Source organism: Herbaspirillum sp. GW822-FHT03A08, from assembly GCF_058801885.1.
In genome coordinates this window covers 260,327-279,441 of record NZ_JBXANR010000002.1, presented here as the reverse complement: position 1 = coordinate 279,441, position 19,115 = coordinate 260,327, and the positions used below count along the sequence as shown (strand labels likewise).

The window sequence follows — 19,115 nt, the reverse complement described above, 5'->3', positions numbered from 1 at the left end:
ATCCTATGCGCCCTACTTCCTATCTTATTCCGCTCGCAGCGGCAGCGCTGCTGTCGGCTTGCACGCTCGGTCCTGAATATGCCGGCCCGCCCGATGCCGCACCGCGTGCCACGCAGAACGGCCACTTCCTGCGCGGCGGCGACGCCGTGCAGACAACTGCCACGCAACGCAATAACTGGTGGGAAAGCTTATCCGATCCGCTGCTCAACGAACTGGTACAACGCGCACTTGCCGCCAATCCCAATCTGAACGTTGCCAAGGCCAGACTGCAGCAATCGCGTGCGGCGCTGAACCTGGAAAAAGCCAACGCCATGCCAACCGCCAGCGGTTCGGCGCTGTATGCGCACGCCAAGCTGCCGTCCCTGTCGGGAGACGGTTCTGCGACCACCACAAACCTGTACAACCTCGGTTTCGACGCATCGTGGGAAGCCGACATTTTCGGCGCCAACAAGCGCAGCATCCAGGCCGCCCGCGCGACGTCGGAAGCGGCCGAAGCCTCGCTGGCAGACGTCCAGGTCAGCCTCGCCGCTGAAGTCGCCAACGCCTACATCAGCTTGCGCGACCGCCAGCAACGCATCGCTCTCGGCGACCGCTCGATCGCTGCGCAGGAGCAGATGATCACGCTTGCGCGTCAACGTCTCGAACGCGGCACGGCGTCGAACCTCGACATCCTGCGTCTGCAAAATCAACTGGAAGGCACGCGTGCCGACCTGACGCCGCTGCGCGCAGAAATGGAGTCGTATCTGAATCAGCTGGCCACGCTGGCGGGTGAAGAACCCGGCGCGCTCGACGACAAGCTAAATGCCGGGGCGCCGCTGCCGTTGCCGCCGGCATCGGTTGCGGTGGGCGATCCGACTGAACTGCTGCGGCATCGGCCCGACATACGCGCTGCTGAACGCACTCTCGCTGCCGACACGGCCAAGATCGGTCAGGCCGAGGCGGCGCGCTACCCCAGCCTGAAACTATTCGGCGTGATCGGCCTCGGCGGCACGCATGCTTCCGACCTGACGAAGCTGGACGATTTTGCGACCATCCTGGCGCCGATGCTGAGCTGGAATTTCCTCGACTTCGGCCGCAATGCCGCGCGCGTGACGCAGGCCGAAGAAGTACGCAATGAAGCGGAAATGAAATATCGCCAGACTGTGCTGGAAGCGCTGAGAGACGCCGAAGATTCACTCTCGCGATTCCGCAACGGCCGCATCACGGTGGCGACGCTGGCGCGCAACAAGGTGTCTGCGGATCAGGCGCTGGATCTGGCGCAGCAACGTTATCGCGCGGGCACGACGACTTTCATCGATGTGCTCGACACTACGCGCCAGCAACTCAGCGCGCAGCAGAATCTGCTGCAGGCCGAAGCCAATCTGACGCGCAGTTTCGTCGCCATCCAGAAGGCGCTGGGACTGGGCTGGAACAGCTAGCAGATCGCTGCAGCAGCGACGCGCAGAATTGCCCCATAGTGCGTCGCGGTCTTGTGCCATGGAGGTCTGTCTTGTTCTCCGCTGCCGAAAAAAATGCCGTGACGACAAGCCACGCTAAAATTGCTGCATGACAGAAATCCGACACGCTCAATTCCCCGACGACCGCGATGCCGTCATCGATATCTTTCGCGAATACATCGGCAGCGTCAGCGTCGATCTCGGCTTCCAGGATTACGAAACCGAATTTGCTGCATTACCGGGAAAATACGCCGCTCCCGATGGCAGGCTGCTGCTCGCCTGGCGCGGCGGCCGTGCAGTCGCCTGCGTGGCCTTGCGCAAAGTCGATGCCCAGACTTGCGAGATGAAACGCGTCTACGTACGCCCGGAGGCACGCGGCGAACAGCTCGGCCGCCGCCTGGTCGAACGCATCCTGCAGGAAGCCCGTGAAGCCGGCTACGTGCGCATCTGCCTGGACGTACTGCCGGAGTTCGCCGCCGCGCAGCACATCTATGCCTCGTTCGGGTTTACCGCAACGGCGCCCTTCACTTTCAATCCGGTGCCGGGAACGAAATTCCTCGGCCGTGAGCTCTAGCCTTATCCGTTCCTGAAGCGGCCGACGGCGGCGGCATATTCCTCCGCCAGCAAGCCGATGATCTCCGCCGTATTTCCTGCGCGGATCAAAGGCGCCCCCTGCCCCGCCCAGAATGCAGCGAACTCGTGGCTGCCGTGCCGGCTGGCGAGCGCATGCAATTGCTTGCCGGCGTCATAGGCAATCGGATAATCGCTGGGTGCGGGCGTGCCGGCGGCGCCGACTTCGTTCATGATCCGGTTGGCAATGCCGCGCGCACCTCTGCCGGAAATCGCGCGTGTGACTTTGGTGTGTTCTGCACGGCCACTGGTCAAGCTTTCGCGATACTGAGGACTGGCGTTGGATTCTTCCGTCAGCAGGAAGGCCGTTCCCAGTTGCACCGCATCTGCGCCGAGCATGCGCGCCGCGGCGATGCCTTGTCCATCCATGATGCCGCCGGCGGCAATCACCGGCAGCTTGCTATGCCGTGCGATCAGACGGACCAGTGCAAAGGTGCCGATCTGTTCATCTTGCGCAGTGCTGTCGAACACGCCGCGATGCCCACCGGCCTCGAAGCCTTGCGCGACGATGGCGTCAATGCCGGCCGCTTCGATCGCACGCGCTTCGTCCAGCGTGGTGGCGGTCGCCATGAGAAAGACACCGGCCTTTTTGAAGGCATCGATAACGGCGGCATCCGGCAAACCGAAGTGGAAGCTGATGGCCGCAGGCGGTGCGTCAAGCAGCAACTGTTGCATGTCGCGGGCGGTGACGAAGCTCTGATAAATTTCCTTGAGCGGCAACGTCAGGGCGCCGCCGAATTCATCGAAATACGGTTTCAGGTGCTCGGCCCAGGCCTGATCGCGCGCAGCGTCGGTCTGTGCCGGACGATGCGTGAAGAAGTTGACGCTGAACGGGCGCGAAGTCAGCTTACGCGTCTCGGCAAGCAACTCCTTCGCCTGCGCGACATTGCTTGCACCCAGCGCCAGCGAACCCAGCGCGCCGGTATTGGAAGCCGCGGCGGCCATGCGCGGCGTCGACGTGCCTGCCATCGGCGCCTGGATGATGGGATGAATCAAACCCAGACGGGTTGCGATGATGCTGTTCATGAATCCTCCTGATTGCAACGTTAATCAATGCGTTGACCACTATGTCACTGCACGCTCGCTTTGCGGGAGGCCCACAGATTGGCGGCGGCTCCCCACAACAGCATGCCGCTCGTCAAAAAGAATACCGAACGCATGCCCACCATTCCGCCCATGGCGCCGCCCGCCAGTGGGCCCAGAACTTGCCCCGCATATTGCGACGACTGCGAATAACCCAGCACTTTACCCAATGCGCTCTCCGGCACGGATTGCCGGATCTGCTTGGCAATCGACGGTAACAATCCGGCCAGCGCCGCACCCAGCAAGAATCGCAGAATGGCCAGCTGCCACCACGCCGAGACAAAGGCCTGCGGAATCATCAGCAATCCGGCAGCGGTCAGACAGTACACGATCACGCGCCAGCCGCCGATACGATCGGCCAGCCGACCCAACGGCGCGGCCATGATGATACTGCCGAGCGCTGACGATGCCATCACGATGCCGGCGTCCAGTACGACGTGGCTGCGGTCAACGTGGATATTCTGCAAATACACGGTGATGATCGGTTCGATCGACATATTGGCAAACAGCACCAGCATCGCGGTTGCGAACATGGCGCCGACAGTCAGACGCAGATGCTTTGTTTCCGCCAGCGGCGACGCGCTGTTGTGGCGCGGGCGCGGCACGAAGTTTTCTTTGACGAACACGATCGTGAACAACGCTGCCACCGCAATCATGGCGCCGGTCACAAAGAAGGTATGGCGGATGCCGATCAGTCCCGGCAACAGGCCGCCGATCAAAGGTCCGGTCAAGGTGCCTGCCAATGCGCCGGTCGACAGAATGCCCAGCGCCCAGCCGGATTTATCGGCAGGCGTCTGAGTGGCAATCAGCAAGGTCGATGACGACGCGTAGCCGCCGATCACGCCGGCCAGCAGACGCAGCAAAGTCAGTTCATAGACGTTGTGCGCGCAACCGATCAGGGGCATCACGATTGCCATGCCGATGGCGGCGCGCACCAGCATCGGCTTGCGGCCGAAGCGGTCGCTCAGGTAGCCCCACAGCGGCGCCGTCAGGCCGGTGCCGAGGAAGGTCGCGCCGAACGCGATGCCAGACCACCAGACGATGGCGGAATTCTGTTTGACGCCCAGCTCTTCCACGTAGACCGGGAGAAACGGCAACAGCAGCGTCAGACTGACCAGCGTCGTGAAGGAACCGAACACGCAAACGATCAGATTGCGCTTCCAGTGCAAGGCATTGTCGCGTGCGTAGGAATTGCTCGCGACGGCAAGTGCGTCTTTCATGTCCGGCTCCTTTGCTGTTTATGGCATGGTTTCGAAGATCAGTTCCAGCTCGAGCGGCGCGCCCAAGGGCAGCGACACCACGCCTATCGCTCTGCGCGTGGACGTCTTGTCTCTGCCGAACACCGCTTCCAGCAGCTCCGATGCGCCGTCCGCCACCAGCGGATGCGAACGAAAATCGGGCTCGGCCACGATGCTGACCGCGAGCCGCACGACGCGGCTCACCTGGTCCAGCGAACCCAGCGCGTCGCGCACCACGGCGAGCGCATTCAGGCAGGCGGTGAAGGCGGCATCGCGGCCGGCTTCCAGATCCAGTTCGACACCGACGCGGCCGACGTGCCTGGGCTTGCCATCCACCACCGGCAGGATGCCGCTCAGGAAGAGCAGATTGCCGGTCTGCACCGCTTCGACGTAAGCGCCCAGAGGCAGAGGCGCCGCCGGCAGCACCATGCCGAGATCGGCCAGCCGTTGTTCCGCGCCACTCTGCGACGCGCCCGTACCGCGCGCGCTTACCATTTGCCCGAGTGTGCGCCGCCATCGACGTGCAACACTTCTCCGGTAACAGTCCGCGCTTCGGTCAGATAGACCACAGCATCGGCGATATCCTGCACGTCGGAAATCACACCCATCGGCGACAGGGTCTTCAGGAAATCTTTTGGATTTTTCTCATGCATGGGCGTGTCGACGATGCCGGGCGCGACCAGATTGAAGCGGATGCCGTCCTTGGCGTATTCCAGCGCCAGGTTGGTCGACAGCGAATTGATGCCGCCCTTGGTGATCATCGGCACCGAAGCCGTCACGCCGGCGATCGGATGTTCCAGCAACGAGGTGGTGATGCCGACCACACTGCCGCCCGTACCTTGCTTGAGCAGCTGGCGTACGACGTGCTGGGTGATGTAGAGATAGCCTTGCAGATTGGTCGACACGAAGGCCTGGAAGTCTTCTTCCGTGTAATCGATGAAGGGCTTGGTGTAGAAGATGCCGGCGTTGTTGACCAGTGCATCGATGCGGCCGAATTTTTCCAGTGCAGCGGCAACCACCAGCGCTGCCGTTTTTTCCTGGCCGATATCGCCGTCAACCAGCACCAGATTGGCGGAAGCCGTGAAGCTGCCGCGCTGGGCAATGCTGCGCGATGTAGCGACGACGTTGTAGCCGCGGCCGAGGAAATTTTGCACCAGGCCGGCGCCGATGCCTTGCGATGCGCCGGTGATGATGATGGTTTTGTTCGTGCTCATGGTAATACTCCTTGTGAATAGATGAGTAGATGAATAACTGCGTGAGTGAAGCAAAGGAATGCTGTCTTTCAGGACCTATCGCACCTGCGCCTGCTCCTGGAAAACGGTGTCGATCGAAATCGGGTTGAGATGGTCGAGGTAGTTGCTCATGGTCTTGAGTGCGACACCGATCAGGATTTCCATCAGGACGATCTCGTCATAGCCGGCTGCGAAGAATTTCTGCTTGGCGGCCTCGCCGACAAAGCCGCGCTCATTGACCAGCTCGCGTGTCAGCCCCACCAATGCCTCCAGACCGCCGTGCTGCAATGGCGTGCGGCTGCGCACCGACCTGATGATCTCCGCATCGACGCGCATGCCGATCAGCGTGGTGGAATGCGCCGCGATGCAGTAGAGACATTTGTTCTCGACCGAGGCCGTCAGCAACACCAGCTGCCGCTCGCGGGCGGTGAGTACCGTGGTTTCCCACGCGGCGTCCAACGCCAGATAGCCGTTGAGCATCGCCGGTGAATTGCCGAGCGTAGCCATCAGGTTGGAAATCGATCCAAGACGCTTTTTCACGAACGCCATGCTCGCTTTGGCGTTGTCGGGAACGGATTCGATGGTGAGCGGCTTCAAGGTTTTCATGGAGAAACTCCGGGTTGACACTGTTGCGTCACCCGGGATGCCGGATGGCGTAGACAGGAGAATGAAGCAAATGCGTTCGCTTGATTAGATGGAAATATGTGGAATTTCTTTTCCATTTATGGAAATATCGCGAGATGGCGGATCTCAACGACATTGCGATATTTGTGAAAGTGGCTCAGTTCGAGAGCTTCAGCCGGGCTGCGCACTCGCTGGGCATGCCGGTGTCGACGGTCAGCCGCCGCATCTCGGAACTGGAGCAGCAGCTGGGCGTCACGCTGCTGCAACGGACCACGCGCAAGCTGACGCTGACGGTGCAGGGGCTGGATTATTTCCACCAGTGCCAGGAGCCGCTGAACATCCTCGCCGACGCCGAGCGCGTGCTGACCCAAACGCAGAAGAAGCCGGAAGGCATCCTGCGCGTCACCGTTCCCGTGGTGTTGCGGGAAGAGGCGTTTCTGAACTTCGTGTCGGATTTCCTGAAGAACTATCCGCGCATCAGAATCGATCTGTTCATCACGAATGAATTCGTCAACTTCGTCGCGCAGAACATTGATGTGGGCATACGTTTCGGCGAGCTGGAAGATTCAAGCCTGATTGCGAAAAAGCTGGGCACCAATATCCGTTATCTGGTGGCGACGCCGTCTTATCTTGAGGGCCGTCCGCTACCGGTGAAACCGGAAGACTTGCGCGCGCATCAGTGCGTACTGATGAATGGGAAAAACAACGAGGCGAAATGGGATCTGGTCAGCGGCAAGAAGCAGGTGTCGGTGCATGTCTCAGGTGCGATCTCCAGCCGCGACTTCAACAGCGTGAGCTACTTCACGCATAACGGCCACGGCATCGGCTTGCTGCCCTTCAATTACTGCGATGACATGGTGGCCGACGGGCGCCTGCAACGGGTCTTGCCGAAGTGGAGTTCACCAAAGATTCCGGTCCATGCGCTCTACCCGACGCGCAAATTCCTGCCGGCCAGGCTGCGCGTCTTTCTCGATGCGCTGGATGCCTGGCGCAGTCCGTTCTGGAATAAATGAGATGAAACAGGCGGTCAGAATTGACGGGCTTTCCAGTTCAGGCGCGCAAACAGCGATGCGCCGAACAGATTGACGATCAGACCTACCATCAGCAAGGCGGCGCCGATGAAATGGATGGCCTGCAATTCCTCACCGAAGACCAGCCAACCGGTAGTCAGGCCCACCAGCGGCACCAGCAAGGTGAATGGCGCCACGCGATTAACCGAGTAACGCGCAATCAGGAAATTCCACACCGCATAGCCGAACAAGGTCGACGCCCACGCGATATATGCCACTGCGGCAATAGACTGCAAGCTCATGTGCTGCAACGCCGAGCCGATGGCGGCGGGACCTTCCATCACCCACGACAGGGCAAACATCGGCAGCGGCGGCACCAGGCTGGCCCATACAACGAAGGCCAGCTGGTTCATCGGACCGTAACGACCCACCGCGCGGCTGACGATATTGCCGCATGCCCACATGGCGGCCGCCGCAATCGTCAGCAGGAAACCGAGCAAAGGCATGGAGGCGCCGTGTGCGCTGCCGATCAGCATCAGACCGCCGGCGGCCAGCAACAGGCCGGCGAGCTGATTGGCGCGCCATTTTTCACGCAGCCACAGCACAGTCAATAACAGCGTGAAGAAGGATTGCGACTGCAAGACCAGCGACGCCAGTCCCGACGGCATGCCGACATGGATCGCGCTGAACAGGAAAGCGAACTGACCGACCGACATGGTCAGTCCGAAGGCCAGATAAAGACGCAGCGGCACCTTGGGCGGGCGCATGAACAGCAGCGCCGGAAACGCCGCCAGAATGAAGCGCAGGCTGCCCAGCAGCATCGGCGGCACACCCGCCAGGCCGACTTTGATGATGGCGAAGTTGACGCCCCAGACCAGGATGACGAGCAGGACAAGCGCCAGGTGGGAGGAACGCATGGGGTGGGCTTGCATGGGTGGCCTTAAGGTGAATGCAAAATGAAGGGGAAGCGGGCATTCTACAAAAAACCGCCCACCTCTGCCGCGCGGACAATATCGTCACCGGCTCGGCAAGGCATTCATCTTACGATCCCCCTCCCCGGCGGCAAGGCACCGCCCGGACAAGCGTAGGACGGAATCGGACAGGTCAAGAAAATAAGCGACGTATCAGGCGGCATCCTTCAACGCCTGCGCCATTGCTCGCACCGCCAGCGGATAACCGGCGGCGCCCAAGCCGCAGATCACACCGGTTGCCGCCAGCGAGATCAGCGAGTGGCGATGCGTTTCTTCGCGCCGGTGGATGTTGGTGATGTGCAGTTCGATCACCGGCGTGTGCAACAGCTTGACGGCGTCCAGCACGGGGATCGACGAGAACGAGAAACCGGCCGGGTTGATGATCACGCCGGCTTCCCGCTCGAAGGCTTCATGCAGCCAGTCCACCATGACGCCTTCGTGGTTGGTCTGGCGGAATTCGCATTCCAGATCCAGCTCCTGCGCCGTCGCCAGCGTGCGCTGCTGAATTTCCGCCAGCGTGGTGGTGCCGTAGATGTGCGGCTCACGTTTGCCGAGCATGTTGAGATTGGCGCCGTTGAGTACGTAAACGAGCTTGGTCATGAAATGCAATCCTTCAAAGATGTAATGCGTGCTGTGACACGGAACAGGGTTCAGGTGGCGCGGTGATGGCGCGCATCCGCGGACATCCCGTTGCCGGCATGTGCGTCGCCCAGGTGCGAGACCGGATCGACGCGGTTCATGTCGATGCCTCTGGTTTCCGGCCCGATCAGAATCATCGCCAGCGACAGCAAATTCAGCGCAACACACACGCCCACCACGCCCCATGGCGAACCGTGAAAGACGCTGAGCAGCCAGACTGCCACCACCGGCATCGGTCCTCCTGTCAGCAGGTTGGCGCCGGTGTAAGCCAGGGCCGAACCGGAATAACGCACGTTGGTCGGGAACGCTTCGGCAAACGCCACCGGCTGGATGCCGCTCTGGAATTGCGTGAAGCCGAGGAACAAGCCCATGATGATCAGCATCGGCACGAAACTCTTGGTGTCGAGGATGGCGAAGTACACGAACAGAATCAGCAGGGTCGCCGTCGATCCCAACGCCAGCGCTTTCTTGCGGCCGATCCTGTCGCTCAGGATACCGCCGCCCAGCGCGCCGAAGATGGCGCAGACGTTGGCGCCCATCAGCAGCAGGAAACCGGTCTGCTTCGGCACTTCCAGCGTCTTGGTGATGTAGCTGAGCGAGAACACCACGATCAGGTAAAAGATCGCTGCCGGGCCGCAGAAGAAGAACATCAGGCGCAGCACGGTCTTGTAGTGGAACTTCACGGCATCCTTCAACGGACTGCCGGCCTGAGCCGCCGCGGTGCGCTTGAGTTCGACGAAGGCCGGCGTCTCGTTGACCTTGAGGCGGATGTAGATGCCGACGATCACGAGGATGAAACTGAGCACGAAGGGAATGCGCCAGCCGTAGCTTTCAAAGGCGTCCGCAGACAGCATGGAAGCCAGCAGCAACAGTACTCCGTTGGCCATGATCTGACTGAGCGGCGAACACAGTCCGAGCAGGCCGGAGTATTTGCCGCGACGATCGGCTGCGGCATGCTCCAGCGCCATCAGTTGGGCGCCGGTGGATTCGCCGCCCAGCGCGAAGCCTTGAATGATCCGCAGCAGCACCAGCAGGATAGGCGCCCACACGCCGATCTGCGCATAGGTCGGCAACAATCCCATCAGCACCGACGCCAACCCCATGATGGTCACGGTGCCGAGCATCAGGTTGCGCCGCCCCAGCTTGTCGCCGAGGTGGCCGCAGATGATGGCGCCCAGCGGACGCGCCGCGAGGCCGACGCCGAAGGTACCCAGCGACGCCAGCAAAGCGTTGGTCGGGTCCATGGAAGGGAAATACAGCTTGGGCAGCACGGTCGCCGACACGGCGCCGTACAGCGTGAAATCGAACCACTCGAGCGCGGTGCCGATGGTGGCGGCGGTCACCGCTCGCGGTCCCATCGCGGCATGTGGCGCGTGCGAGGCGCCGTTGACTCCTGTATCCATTGTTGTCTCCTGTCAGAAAGTGCTGCGGCTTCTGGTCCGCTAGTCGATTGAGTATTTCTGCACCGATCGCCACGCTTCATTGACCTGCGTCCGTCTTCGTCGCCGGGACGAAAACGCAGGGCGGCATTGGCGTTCAACATGTGCTGTCGTTCGTTTTTCGAATTCTTGTGTTGCTGGCGTAGAATCATATCAACGCATGTAGAACGTGATTCCAGACTGGAATTTCATTTCATAATATGAATTGAAAAAAATATCTGCCTGCATCCGCAAGAAAATTACAAACCCATTTCAGAATGATGGAGCTCCATGAACGGCGTGCTGGAACGTACCTTGGCGATTCTCGAATACCTGGCCGCGCAGGCTGAAGCAACGCCGCTGGCCTTGCTCGCGGATGAACTGGAAATACCGCGCAGCGCCTGCCATCGCTTGCTGACGGATCTGGTGCGCTGCGGTTATGTGCGCCAGGTGCGCGAGCATGGCGACTACGTCCTGACGACCAAGCTGGTCGGTCTGGGGCTGAGTTTTCTGGCGACCTCGGGCATCGTCGATATCGCGCAGACCACGCTCGATCGCCTGGCCGAGTTGTCGGGCGAACTGGTGCGTCTGGCAATCGTCGACGGCGACCGGCTGACCTGGGTCGCGAAAGCGCAAGGCGCGCGCAAGGGGCTGCGCTACGATCCGGACATGGGCATGGACACAATCCTGTCGTGCTCGGCCACCGGCCATGCCTGGATGCTGACGATGTCCGACGAACGCGCGCTGGAACTGGTGTCGCGCCAGGGATTCGGCAAGCCCAAGGACTTCGGCCCGAATGCGCCGACCACGGTCAAGGCCTTGCTGGGTTTTCTGGAGGCGGGAAGAAAGCGCGGCTACGCCATGATCAACGAAGTATTCGCGCCGGGCATGACGGCCATGGCGGCGCCGATCCAGCGCAAGGGCTATCCGACCATCGGCGTCATCAGCATTGCCGGACCGCTGATGCGTTTGAGCGAAAAACGCATGCAGGAACTCGGGCCAGCCTTGCTGGCGGCGGCGACGGAACTGGCAGCCGCCAGCAACAGTTCACCGATGTTCAGCAGAAGCATGGTGTGACAACTACGCGTCGATGCATGTCGGCAAGTCTTGGAAGCAATAACGCTACACGCTAATTTTTCAGGCGGTCGCAACGCAGGCGATGCCGATCGTCGGTCACTGCTTTCGCTGCCAGATAGACGCTGCCGGTCGCGGCCAATCCGCTGCCGCCGGCGAGGATGAACATCAGCAGAATCTGGTACTTCGCCGCGTCGACCGCATCGACGCCGGCCAGGATCTGGCCCGACATGATGCCCGGCAAGGTGATGATGCCAGCTGCCGACATCTGGTTGATCACGGGGATCAGGCCGCTGCGAACGGCGTTGCGCATGTAAGGCTTGAGCGCTTCATAGCGGGTGGCGCCGAGCGCAAGGCGGCCTTCGACGACGTTGCGCGAAGCGATGACGCCGCTGAAGAAAATATCCAGCCCCAGGCTGGCCGAATTGAGTACGCTGCCCAGCACGATGCCCATCAACGGCACCGCATAATGCGCGTCGTACCAGGGCGAAGGACGAATCGCCGTAAGCAGCGCCATTAGTACGGTTGCGATCGAGGTCGCGCTCACCATGGCGGCGCTGATGCCGTAGCTTTGCCAGCCCTTCAGACGCCATTTCGGCCGCGCGGCGACTTCTCTTGCCGCAGCCAGAATCATGGCGACAATCACCAGCGTCGTCAGCAGTGGCGACTTCGATTCCAGTACATAGCGCAACAGCAAACCGACCAGCAGCAATTGCACCACCATGCGCGCGGCGGCCAACAATACCGGCTTGTGCAGGCGCAAGCCGAGCGATACGGAAATGACGGCGTTGATGATCACCAGCACCGAGGCGATGGCGAGATCAGCGGCGGAAATAGGCTGCAAAGTCATGCGGCCTCCCTGCGGGTGATGTGCAGCCTGTCGTTGGCCAGGCGGTCGGCCTGCTGTGTCGAGTGCGTGACCAGAATCAGCGCCAGCCCTGCCCGCAGTTGTGCTCTGAGGACGGCCTCCACCGCCGCCGTATTGCTCTCGTCAAGGGCGCCCGTGGGTTCGTCGAGCAGCAACACCGCCGGCTTGACAAGCAGCGAACGGATCAACGCCATGCGCTGACGCTCGCCGGTGGACAATCGCGACACTTCGGCATCGAGAATATCCGCCGGCAGATTCAGTTGCGCCAGCAAGGCGCGTGCCTCGGCCATCCGTGCTTTCTGAAAATGATCTCTGACGTGAGTCTCCCACCAGGCCGGTTCGGCCGACTGATAGACCACCTGGCGCCGCCAGTCAGGTGCAAAAATCTGCGACCGGGGCACGCCGTGCAAACTGATCTCGCCGTCGTTTTCATCGAGATCGGCAATCATGCGCAGCAACTGGCTTTTGCCGGCGCCCGAGGGACCGCTGACAACCAGGCACCGGCCGCGCGCCAGCGTAAAGGAATACGGACCGGCGCGTACCGAATGCAGGCCGGCGGCCCTGAGCACCTCGGTCGACATCTCTGCCTGCACGGCATCCGGCGGCCGGGCGGTTGATGAGGGGGTGCTATGGATGGATGACGGATTCATGTTCATGGAAGAAGAAAAATTCTGGCCTGGCGGTATGCTGGGGTGAATCCGTTCTCTGCGGCGTTGCCGATGACAGGCGGTTACAGCTGATCGATGGTCGCCGCTACTGCTGCCAGACAAGCCAGCGCCTGTTCGATCAGTACGTTCAGGCCGGCCTCGCCGCCGCCATCACCATACGCGCTGACGATCAGCGGTGCGCTCAGGCACAGGCGCAATGCCCAGGCCGGCGACGATCCGGGGCCGCGGCACTGCACCGGCTGCCCCAGCAGATACATGCGGCCATCCGCCTGCACCGTGCTTTGCAAAGTCCGGTACAAACGTTCCACCTCACTGCGTTCCAGCATCCTGCGATGCGGAGCCGTTCTACAGGGAATGAAGGCGTGGATGGTGGGCAGCTTCTTCGATACTGGTACTGCGGTGCGCTTGTCCAGCGGCTGAAAATGCGGATCGGACGACAACTTGCTTTGCACGGCCTCCGCGCATGCCGAGACGATGCGTTGTACTTCATCCGCCGGCACTTGCAGAAAATTCTGCATCTCTTGCAGCGCCGCTTCCCAACGCAACAGCAAACCCATGTTGGGAACGCGCGTGAGTTCGTCCGCCCCGGGCCAATGCGCCGGCCATTCCGCGCTGCTGGAATAACTGCGCAGCAAAGCCGGCATGGGCCGTGCCTGCAGTGCTTGCGCCAGCACTGATGGAATCAGCAAGGCGCCGCAAAACGAAGGTGCAGAAAAAAACTTGGAACCGGTGACGGCGACCATGCAGCCGAGCTGCAGATACGCATGCAACGCCGCGCTGTCGAGGCGAAACTGGCAGGCGTCCACCATCACAGTCAGTTGCCTGCCCCAGCGATTTTTCAATCGGGCAAGTGCTTCCATGCTCGGTGCAGCGAGGCCGGTTTTCGATACGTCCACCGCGACCAGCAAGGCCGGCAAACCCCGCTCCAAAATGTCATTGGCCGCACGCTCAAAATCGGCGTCGACTTCCGTAGTGGAACGGGCAGCGCCATCGGGTGCACGCAAATCGATGTGGATCGTGGATGTCCCGCCGGCCGCAGTGCATGCAGGCGGAACATCGCCGGTGGCGGTGCGGGATGAAAACGGCCGGCCGCACAATGCCGCCGCAACGCCGCTGCCGCTCTCTTCGCACTGAATCATGATGGCATGCAGCGAAGCGTCATGCAGCGTTTGCGTGAGGCTCGACGCGATCAGATGCGCGTCGGTGCCGGACGCGGAGAAGATCATCTCCGTCTTCGGCGATAAATCCCACAGCGAGAAAAACCGCGTGCGCAGTTGCTGCAGTTCGTGCGCGTAAACCTGTTCGGGAGAAGATGCGGAGGCTGCCTCCGTCAAGCGGCGCTGGAGCGATTCCAGCGCACTGAAAACAGAAGCGGATACGTGCGACGCGGTGGACGAACTGAAATCGATACAGTCCGCAACCGGATAAGGACGGCATCCGTATTTGTTGAATGCCTCGCCGTCGAGCAAACGAATTCTGTCGTCGCCGCCCTGCAATAACAGGGCGGAGGTCGGCGACAGCTTAGCCGGCTTGGCTGGTGTCGCTGGAATTGCTGGCATCGGTGCTACCGGATTGTTTTGCCGCATCGTTGGCCGAATCTTTTGCCTTGTGCAGCATGCTCTGGAAAGCAGCAAACACATTGCGCATGTTGTCCTGCTTGTACGGGAACATGTCCACCGGATCCATCGCGTGCACGATCATGCCGGTGTCGACTTCAAAAATCAGCAGGCGGCCGTCCTTGGTTTCGGCGCAATCGAGTCCGTAATAGTCCAGCGGGAAGCTGCGGTTCAGCACGTCGAAAGCGGCCTGGTGACGCTCAACGAAATCCTGATCGAAGCTGCGCATGACGGCGGCTTCTTCATCGCGCTTGAAGCTGTTCTCGCCGGTCATGTTGGCGTTGAGGTAATGCACCATCCAGTTTTCGGAAATAGCCATGTGGCACAGGAACGGACGGCCCTCGATCAGCACGATGCGGTATTTGCGGAACAGGCCGTCGGGGCTGCTGTAATCGACGAAGCGCGAAATGAAAAACTCGTCGCCGTCATGCGCCTCCAGATAGGCGCCGATATCGGCTGGCGCGAGCAGTTTTTCCAGGCCTTTGCCGGCATGCGAACCGATAGGGCGAATGATCAACGGAAACTCGCCGTCCGGCAAAAAGCGCGTCAATTCGGCGGCGCCGTTCTGCAGCTCTTCCAGATCGTAGCGATCGATGCGCGCGGTCAAAGGAATCGACAACTCGGGCTTGTCTTGCAGCAGTTCGCCCACGCGGTCGCGCGAGAGGTCCAGCGACGGCCGCGGATGATTGAGCAGCGGCGTATTCCAGCCCTCCACAGCCTCGCACAGCTCTTCCAGCAAATCGCGCGTCATGTCGGATTCGCCGACGGCCACGAACAGCACGTCGTGCGGCGGCAATTCTGCCGGCAGGTCGCCGTAAGGTTTGACATAGAGCACGTCGAGCGCCACGTCGGAGCCGGTCAGCATGAATTCCAGCGGCGTATTCGCCATGAAATCGCCGGTCACCATCAGCGCCAGCAGGCGCAGGCCAGCCTTGCCGCCGGCGGCAGTCGGCAAATGGTAGAGCTGCTGCATCTGGATGGCGTCGAGCTGCGTCGCCGCAGCAACTTCGTCGTTGCCGCGGATGTACAGGATCGTCGACAAGTCCATCATGGCCTTGTGATCGTCCGGCGCCGATTGCAGATGCTGGATCAGCGTATTGCCGATCGGACCCAGGTCGATATCGAAATAGGCCGCGGTCAGCAGCTTCGCCAACCCGATCAGATAAGGAGAATCCGGATCGAACTGCGGCGTGAGGTCTTGCAGGGACGGCTGGATATTCTGGCTCATAGTGTGTGCGCAGCAAGGATGCCCGGGCTCAGCCGCGCAATGGCGGCCAGCAGTTTATCCATATCCGCGGTGGTGCTCCGGTGGTTGAAGAGGGCGGCGCGAATCACGAGACGGCCGTTGACTTTGGTGGACGATGGCGCCGCAGCGCCGGACTCCTGAATCGCGATCAGCAGTTCGCGGTTGATGGCGTCGGCGGTTGCGTCGGAGACGTGCGCCGGACAGCGCAGGCGGAAACAGACGATGTTCAGATTGACCGGCGCCATCATTTCCAGCGCCGGGTCGGCGTTGATGCGTTGTTCCAGATAATGCGCGAGTTCGCAGCTGTGATCGATCACCTGCGCCAGTCTGGCGATGCCGTAGACCTTGATGGTGAACCATGTCTTGAGCGCGCGGAAGCTGCGCGACAGATCCGGGCCGAGGTCGCAGGGCCAGGGAGAGCCGGCGGCGATGCCGCGCGTGTCGCGTGCAAGGTAAGTCTTTTGCTCGTCGTCGAAAGTGCTGAGATGCAGCTCGCCGTCGCGCGCCAGCAGGAAGCCGGCGTCGTAAGGCACCTGCAGCCACTTGTGAAAATCCATGGCGAGGGTGTCGGCCTGCTCGATGCCTTTGAGCTTCTTGCCGTGCGTAGGCGACAACATGGCCATCGCGCCGAATGCGCCGTCGACGTGGAAGTGCAGCTGCTCACGCCGCGCCAGTGCAGCGATGGCCTGGAGGTCGTCAACCGCGCCGATGTCGACCGAACCCGCCGTGCCGACGACGAGGAAAGGCTGCAACCCGGCGGCGCGGTCGGCGGCGATGGATTGCTCCAGCACGGCGAGGTTCATGGTGCCGTCGGCCAGGATCGGGATCTTGCGCAATTGCTTGCGGCCGAGCCCGGCAATGTCCATCGCCTGCTCGATGCAACCGTGGGCGGCAGCCGAGGTGTAGGCCACCACGTTATTGCTGGTCTGGGTGCCGTCGTCGCGCACCTCGACACCGAAGGCGCGGCGGCGTGCGATGAGTACGCCGATCAGGTTGGCGGCCGAAGTGCCGGTGACGAACAAGCCGCTGGCGCTGTCAGGAAAGGAGAACAGCTCGCGCATCCAGCGCACGATCTGGCGTTCGACTTCGACGGGAATCTGATTGCGGCCGCCGAGATTGGCGTTCAGGCCGGCGGCCAGCATCTCTGCCAGCATGCCGACCGGCGTGCCGCCGCCGTGAACCCAGCCCATGAACCCGGGATGGGCGTTGCCGACGGCGTAGGGAAGAATTTCTTGCATGAAGACTTGATGGACGCTGTCGAGCGAACTGCCTTGCGCGGGCAGACGTTCGCTGAAAGGCGCGCGCGCAGCATCCGGGATCGGTTGCCACACCGGGCGCTCGCTGACGCTCTCCAGGTAGTCGAACATGTCGTCCAGCATTTTGTGTCCCTGCTGCCGGAATTCGCTCCAGTTTGCAGGATCCAATGAGGAGATCGACTCCGGTACCGCCATAAGCCCTCCGTGGCCCTTTGCCCCGGGCCGAAAGATTGCCCGGGATTGCATCGTGTTCATGCTGCTTCCTTCCATGCCGGTAATGCTGGTATCACCGGCAGCCGACAAGCGTCGGCAAGAAGCAAACAGGGAAGTAAATCATATCACGCTGTCAAGAGAGCAAATCTCGCGTGTGAGGGGCGTTCTGACGGCTTTTCCAAGGAAGGCGGCTCGCTGCAGCGGCAATAATTCCCGGCGGCCGGAGTCACAAACGGCAAGTCAGGGTTTCGTCAGCGTCAGCATTCCCGGCGGAATGCCTCTCGCTTCAACGCGCCGTGGTTCAAGGCATTCAGGCCGTCAGCGCACCATCTGGCGTACGCCCAGCGCGACGATCAGACCGCCGCAGAGGCGATCCATCCACGCCTTGTATCGGCGGTATTTTGCGGCGATGCCGGCGTGCGACATGACGACCGCCACCATGCTGTACCACGAGGTCGCCACCACCCCGACCACGGTCAGCATGGCGGCAAATGTCGGCCACGATACATGCGCCGGCGTTGCAGCCGCAAATACCGCCGCGAAAAAAGCCATCGATTTCGGATTGACGATGTTGGTCAGAAAACCCTGTACAAATGCCTGACGCAAACCCGCCGGCTCCGCAGGCGCGAGGCTTTCTGCCCCGGCAACCGGCACAGCGCCGGCTTTTGCCTTGCGAATCAGATTGCCGCCGAACCAGATCAGGTAGGCCGCGCCCGCGATCTTCGCCGCCATGGCCGCCCAGGGAAAAGCCGCAAACACGATCCCGACACCGAGAATGGCGCACGTCGCCCAGAACAGGTTGACCACAACAATGCCGCCGACCATCGCCAGCGCGGCGGCGCGTGTCGACGACACCGCCTTGTGTATGACCGCAACGAAATTCGGCCCCGGAATCATCACGCCGGTGATATACACCGACAACACCGCCAGAACGGCAGACCACTGCACCATGACTATGCCTTTCTATCGGATTCAGAGAGAGCGGGTAATGCCGCCGTCGATACGGATATTCTGCCCGGTGATATAGGCCGCATCGTCCGATGACAGGTGCGACACCAGCGCCGCGATTTCAGCGACCTTGCCGTAGCGGCCCATGGGGATCTGCTCCCTGATGCCCGGCTTTTCAGGCAGGCTGTCGATGAAGCCCGGCAGGACGTTGTTCATGCGGATGTTTTCGGCGGCGTACTTGTCGGCAAACAGTTTGGTGTAGGCCGCCAGTCCTGCGCGAAACACACTCGACGTCGGGAACGACTGCGATGGTTCCACCGCCGAGAAACTGGAGATGTTGATGATGGCGCCGCCACCCTGCTTCTGCATCAGCGGCGTAACCAGGCGCGCCGTACGCACCACGTTCATCAGATAGACCTCCATGCCGAGCAGCCATTCTTCATCGCTCAGCTCCAGCACTTTTCCCTTCGGTCCGTGACCGGCGCTGTTGACCAGCACGTCGATACGCCCCCAGCGGGCGACGCAGGCATCCACCGCTTTTTGCAGATCATCCGACGAACGGTTGGAGCCGGTCACGCCGACGCCGCCAAGACTGTTGGCCAGCGCCTCACCCTTGCCGGACGACGACAGGATGGCGATGCCGAAACCGTCGGCCGCCAGTTTTTGCGCCACGCCGGCGCCCATGCCGCTACCACCGCCGATGACGAGGGCTACTTTGGTGGATGGTGTTGTGCTCATTCATTGCTCCGTCTTGGTGAAATGCGCTCGATGCGCCGGATTCGTCGGATTTGATCGAAGCCGAAAGCCTACACGATTGCTGCGGGATTTGCCGGGCGTCATCTTTCCGGCCTGGACCTGCGGCTTTCCACAATTGCTTTTGACTCGCGTATTTACATCGTCATTTTTTCACAACACTTTCACCACGATTGTGACGCCTCTTGCCCG

At 61.4% G+C, this 19,115-nt stretch carries 19 protein-coding genes; 4 read left to right on the top strand and 15 right to left on the bottom strand.

What is annotated here, in order from left to right:
- Positions 1-5 precede the first annotated feature (5 nt).
- Together AC1RN6_RS06290 and AC1RN6_RS06285 are read left to right on the top strand one after the other, a co-directional pair.
- The gene (locus AC1RN6_RS06290; RefSeq protein WP_493003912.1) at positions 6-1,418 is read left to right on the top strand and encodes an efflux transporter outer membrane subunit; all 1,413 of its coding nucleotides are present in this window, start codon (positions 6-8) and stop codon (positions 1,416-1,418) included.
- Between the two features lie 127 nt (positions 1,419-1,545).
- Entirely contained in the window at positions 1,546-2,010 is a 465-nt protein-coding gene (locus AC1RN6_RS06285; RefSeq protein WP_493003911.1) for a GNAT family N-acetyltransferase, read from the top strand.
- Positions 2,011-2,012: 2 nt separating this feature from the next.
- Here AC1RN6_RS06285 and AC1RN6_RS06280 read toward each other — a convergent pair whose 3' ends face one another.
- The 5 genes from AC1RN6_RS06280 to AC1RN6_RS06260 form a co-directional block, all read right to left on the bottom strand.
- Positions 2,013-3,092, bottom strand: coding sequence for an NAD(P)H-dependent flavin oxidoreductase (locus AC1RN6_RS06280; protein WP_493003910.1), 1,080 nt, complete (start codon positions 3,090-3,092; stop codon positions 2,013-2,015).
- Positions 3,093-3,136: 44 nt separating this feature from the next.
- Entirely contained in the window at positions 3,137-4,369 is a 1,233-nt protein-coding gene (locus AC1RN6_RS06275; protein ID WP_493003909.1) for an MFS transporter, read from the bottom strand.
- An 18-nt stretch (positions 4,370-4,387) separates the two neighbouring features.
- A complete protein-coding gene (locus AC1RN6_RS06270) occupies positions 4,388-4,882 on the bottom strand; it encodes a RidA family protein (protein ID WP_493003908.1) in 495 nt (164 codons plus the stop codon).
- Positions 4,876-5,601, bottom strand: a complete 726-nt coding sequence (locus tag AC1RN6_RS06265; RefSeq protein WP_493003906.1) for an SDR family NAD(P)-dependent oxidoreductase — start codon at positions 5,599-5,601, stop codon at positions 4,876-4,878. Before AC1RN6_RS06265 ends, AC1RN6_RS06270 begins: the two co-directional genes overlap by 7 nt.
- Before the next feature lie 75 nt (positions 5,602-5,676).
- The gene (locus AC1RN6_RS06260; RefSeq protein WP_493003904.1) at positions 5,677-6,225 is read right to left on the bottom strand and encodes a carboxymuconolactone decarboxylase family protein; all 549 of its coding nucleotides are present in this window, start codon (positions 6,223-6,225) and stop codon (positions 5,677-5,679) included.
- Positions 6,226-6,359: 134 nt separating this feature from the next.
- Here AC1RN6_RS06260 and AC1RN6_RS06255 point away from each other — a divergent pair, with 134 nt between their 5' ends.
- A complete protein-coding gene (locus AC1RN6_RS06255; RefSeq protein ID WP_493003903.1) occupies positions 6,360-7,256 on the top strand; it encodes a LysR family transcriptional regulator in 897 nt (298 codons plus the stop codon).
- Positions 7,257-7,270: 14 nt separating this feature from the next.
- Here the strand turns inward: AC1RN6_RS06255 and AC1RN6_RS06250 are convergent, their stop codons facing one another.
- The 3 genes from AC1RN6_RS06250 to AC1RN6_RS06240 form a co-directional block, all read right to left on the bottom strand.
- On the bottom strand, positions 7,271-8,170 hold the full coding sequence (locus AC1RN6_RS06250; RefSeq protein ID WP_493003901.1) for an EamA family transporter: 900 nt from the start codon (positions 8,168-8,170) through the stop codon (positions 7,271-7,273).
- Between the two features lie 207 nt (positions 8,171-8,377).
- The gene (locus AC1RN6_RS06245) at positions 8,378-8,824 is read right to left on the bottom strand and encodes a type II 3-dehydroquinate dehydratase (RefSeq protein WP_493003899.1); all 447 of its coding nucleotides are present in this window, start codon (positions 8,822-8,824) and stop codon (positions 8,378-8,380) included.
- Between the two features lie 50 nt (positions 8,825-8,874).
- Positions 8,875-10,266 carry an MFS transporter gene (locus AC1RN6_RS06240; RefSeq protein ID WP_493003897.1) on the bottom strand — a complete coding sequence of 464 codons (1,392 nt, stop codon included), beginning with the start codon at positions 10,264-10,266 and terminating at the stop codon, positions 8,875-8,877.
- 306 nt (positions 10,267-10,572) lie between these two features.
- Here AC1RN6_RS06240 and AC1RN6_RS06235 point away from each other — a divergent pair, with 306 nt between their 5' ends.
- Complete coding sequence (locus tag AC1RN6_RS06235) at positions 10,573-11,358, top strand: IclR family transcriptional regulator (RefSeq protein ID WP_493003896.1); 786 nt, start codon at positions 10,573-10,575, stop codon at positions 11,356-11,358.
- 52 nt (positions 11,359-11,410) lie between these two features.
- Here AC1RN6_RS06235 and AC1RN6_RS06230 read toward each other — a convergent pair whose 3' ends face one another.
- The 7 genes from AC1RN6_RS06230 to AC1RN6_RS06200 all read right to left on the bottom strand — a co-directional run bounded on the left by AC1RN6_RS06230 (position 11,411) and on the right by AC1RN6_RS06200 (position 18,908).
- Positions 11,411-12,205, bottom strand: coding sequence for an ABC transporter permease (locus AC1RN6_RS06230; RefSeq protein ID WP_493003895.1), 795 nt, complete (start codon positions 12,203-12,205; stop codon positions 11,411-11,413).
- Positions 12,202-12,873: an ABC transporter ATP-binding protein gene (locus AC1RN6_RS06225; RefSeq protein WP_493004735.1), complete on the bottom strand. Its 672-nt coding sequence runs from the start codon at positions 12,871-12,873 to the stop codon at positions 12,202-12,204. Before AC1RN6_RS06225 ends, AC1RN6_RS06230 begins: the two co-directional genes overlap by 4 nt.
- A gap of 80 nt (positions 12,874-12,953) precedes the next feature.
- Entirely contained in the window at positions 12,954-14,450 is a 1,497-nt protein-coding gene (locus AC1RN6_RS06220; protein ID WP_493003893.1) for a hypothetical protein, read from the bottom strand.
- The gene (locus AC1RN6_RS06215) at positions 14,413-15,735 is read right to left on the bottom strand and encodes an ATP-grasp domain-containing protein (protein ID WP_493003891.1); all 1,323 of its coding nucleotides are present in this window, start codon (positions 15,733-15,735) and stop codon (positions 14,413-14,415) included. The genes AC1RN6_RS06220 and AC1RN6_RS06215 overlap by 38 nt, the downstream gene beginning before the upstream one ends.
- Positions 15,732-17,204 (bottom strand): pyridoxal phosphate-dependent decarboxylase family protein, encoded by a 1,473-nt coding sequence (locus AC1RN6_RS06210; RefSeq protein WP_493003889.1) that lies wholly within the window; start codon positions 17,202-17,204, stop codon positions 15,732-15,734. The genes AC1RN6_RS06215 and AC1RN6_RS06210 overlap by 4 nt, the downstream gene beginning before the upstream one ends.
- 336 nt (positions 17,205-17,540) lie before the next feature.
- Positions 17,541-18,173, bottom strand: coding sequence for a LysE family translocator (locus tag AC1RN6_RS06205; protein ID WP_493003888.1), 633 nt, complete (start codon positions 18,171-18,173; stop codon positions 17,541-17,543).
- Between the two features lie 21 nt (positions 18,174-18,194).
- Positions 18,195-18,908 carry an SDR family oxidoreductase gene (locus tag AC1RN6_RS06200; protein WP_493003886.1) on the bottom strand — a complete coding sequence of 238 codons (714 nt, stop codon included), beginning with the start codon at positions 18,906-18,908 and terminating at the stop codon, positions 18,195-18,197.
- Between the last annotated feature and the right edge of the window lie 207 nt (positions 18,909-19,115).

Excerpts from the sequence above, each read along its gene's own strand:
- AC1RN6_RS06245 (WP_493003899.1), bottom strand. The coding sequence starts at position 8,824 with ATGACCAAGCTCGTTTACGTACTCAACGGCGCCAATCTCAACATGCTC.
- AC1RN6_RS06260 (WP_493003904.1), bottom strand. The coding sequence starts at position 6,225 with ATGAAAACCTTGAAGCCGCTCACCATCGAATCCGTTCCCGACAACGCC.
- AC1RN6_RS06235 (WP_493003896.1), top strand. The coding sequence starts at position 10,573 with ATGAACGGCGTGCTGGAACGTACCTTGGCGATTCTCGAATACCTGGCC.
- AC1RN6_RS06285 (WP_493003911.1), top strand. The coding sequence starts at position 1,546 with ATGACAGAAATCCGACACGCTCAATTCCCCGACGACCGCGATGCCGTC.
- AC1RN6_RS06205 (WP_493003888.1), bottom strand. The coding sequence starts at position 18,173 with ATGGTGCAGTGGTCTGCCGTTCTGGCGGTGTTGTCGGTGTATATCACC.
- AC1RN6_RS06255 (WP_493003903.1), top strand. The coding sequence starts at position 6,360 with ATGGCGGATCTCAACGACATTGCGATATTTGTGAAAGTGGCTCAGTTC.
- AC1RN6_RS06200 (WP_493003886.1), bottom strand. The coding sequence starts at position 18,908 with ATGAGCACAACACCATCCACCAAAGTAGCCCTCGTCATCGGCGGTGGT.
- AC1RN6_RS06275 (WP_493003909.1), bottom strand. The coding sequence starts at position 4,369 with ATGAAAGACGCACTTGCCGTCGCGAGCAATTCCTACGCACGCGACAAT.
- AC1RN6_RS06270 (WP_493003908.1), bottom strand. The coding sequence starts at position 4,882 with ATGGTAAGCGCGCGCGGTACGGGCGCGTCGCAGAGTGGCGCGGAACAA.
- AC1RN6_RS06225 (WP_493004735.1), bottom strand. The coding sequence starts at position 12,873 with ATGAATCCGTCATCCATCCATAGCACCCCCTCATCAACCGCCCGGCCG.
- AC1RN6_RS06220 (WP_493003893.1), bottom strand. The coding sequence starts at position 14,450 with ATGCCAGCAATTCCAGCGACACCAGCCAAGCCGGCTAAGCTGTCGCCG.
- AC1RN6_RS06210 (WP_493003889.1), bottom strand. The coding sequence starts at position 17,204 with ATGGCGGTACCGGAGTCGATCTCCTCATTGGATCCTGCAAACTGGAGC.
- AC1RN6_RS06240 (WP_493003897.1), bottom strand. The coding sequence starts at position 10,266 with ATGGATACAGGAGTCAACGGCGCCTCGCACGCGCCACATGCCGCGATG.
- AC1RN6_RS06265 (WP_493003906.1), bottom strand. The coding sequence starts at position 5,601 with ATGAGCACGAACAAAACCATCATCATCACCGGCGCATCGCAAGGCATC.
- AC1RN6_RS06250 (WP_493003901.1), bottom strand. The coding sequence starts at position 8,170 with ATGCGTTCCTCCCACCTGGCGCTTGTCCTGCTCGTCATCCTGGTCTGG.
- AC1RN6_RS06215 (WP_493003891.1), bottom strand. The coding sequence starts at position 15,735 with ATGAGCCAGAATATCCAGCCGTCCCTGCAAGACCTCACGCCGCAGTTC.
- AC1RN6_RS06230 (WP_493003895.1), bottom strand. The coding sequence starts at position 12,205 with ATGACTTTGCAGCCTATTTCCGCCGCTGATCTCGCCATCGCCTCGGTG.
- AC1RN6_RS06280 (WP_493003910.1), bottom strand. The coding sequence starts at position 3,092 with ATGAACAGCATCATCGCAACCCGTCTGGGTTTGATTCATCCCATCATC.
- AC1RN6_RS06290 (WP_493003912.1), top strand. The coding sequence starts at position 6 with ATGCGCCCTACTTCCTATCTTATTCCGCTCGCAGCGGCAGCGCTGCTG.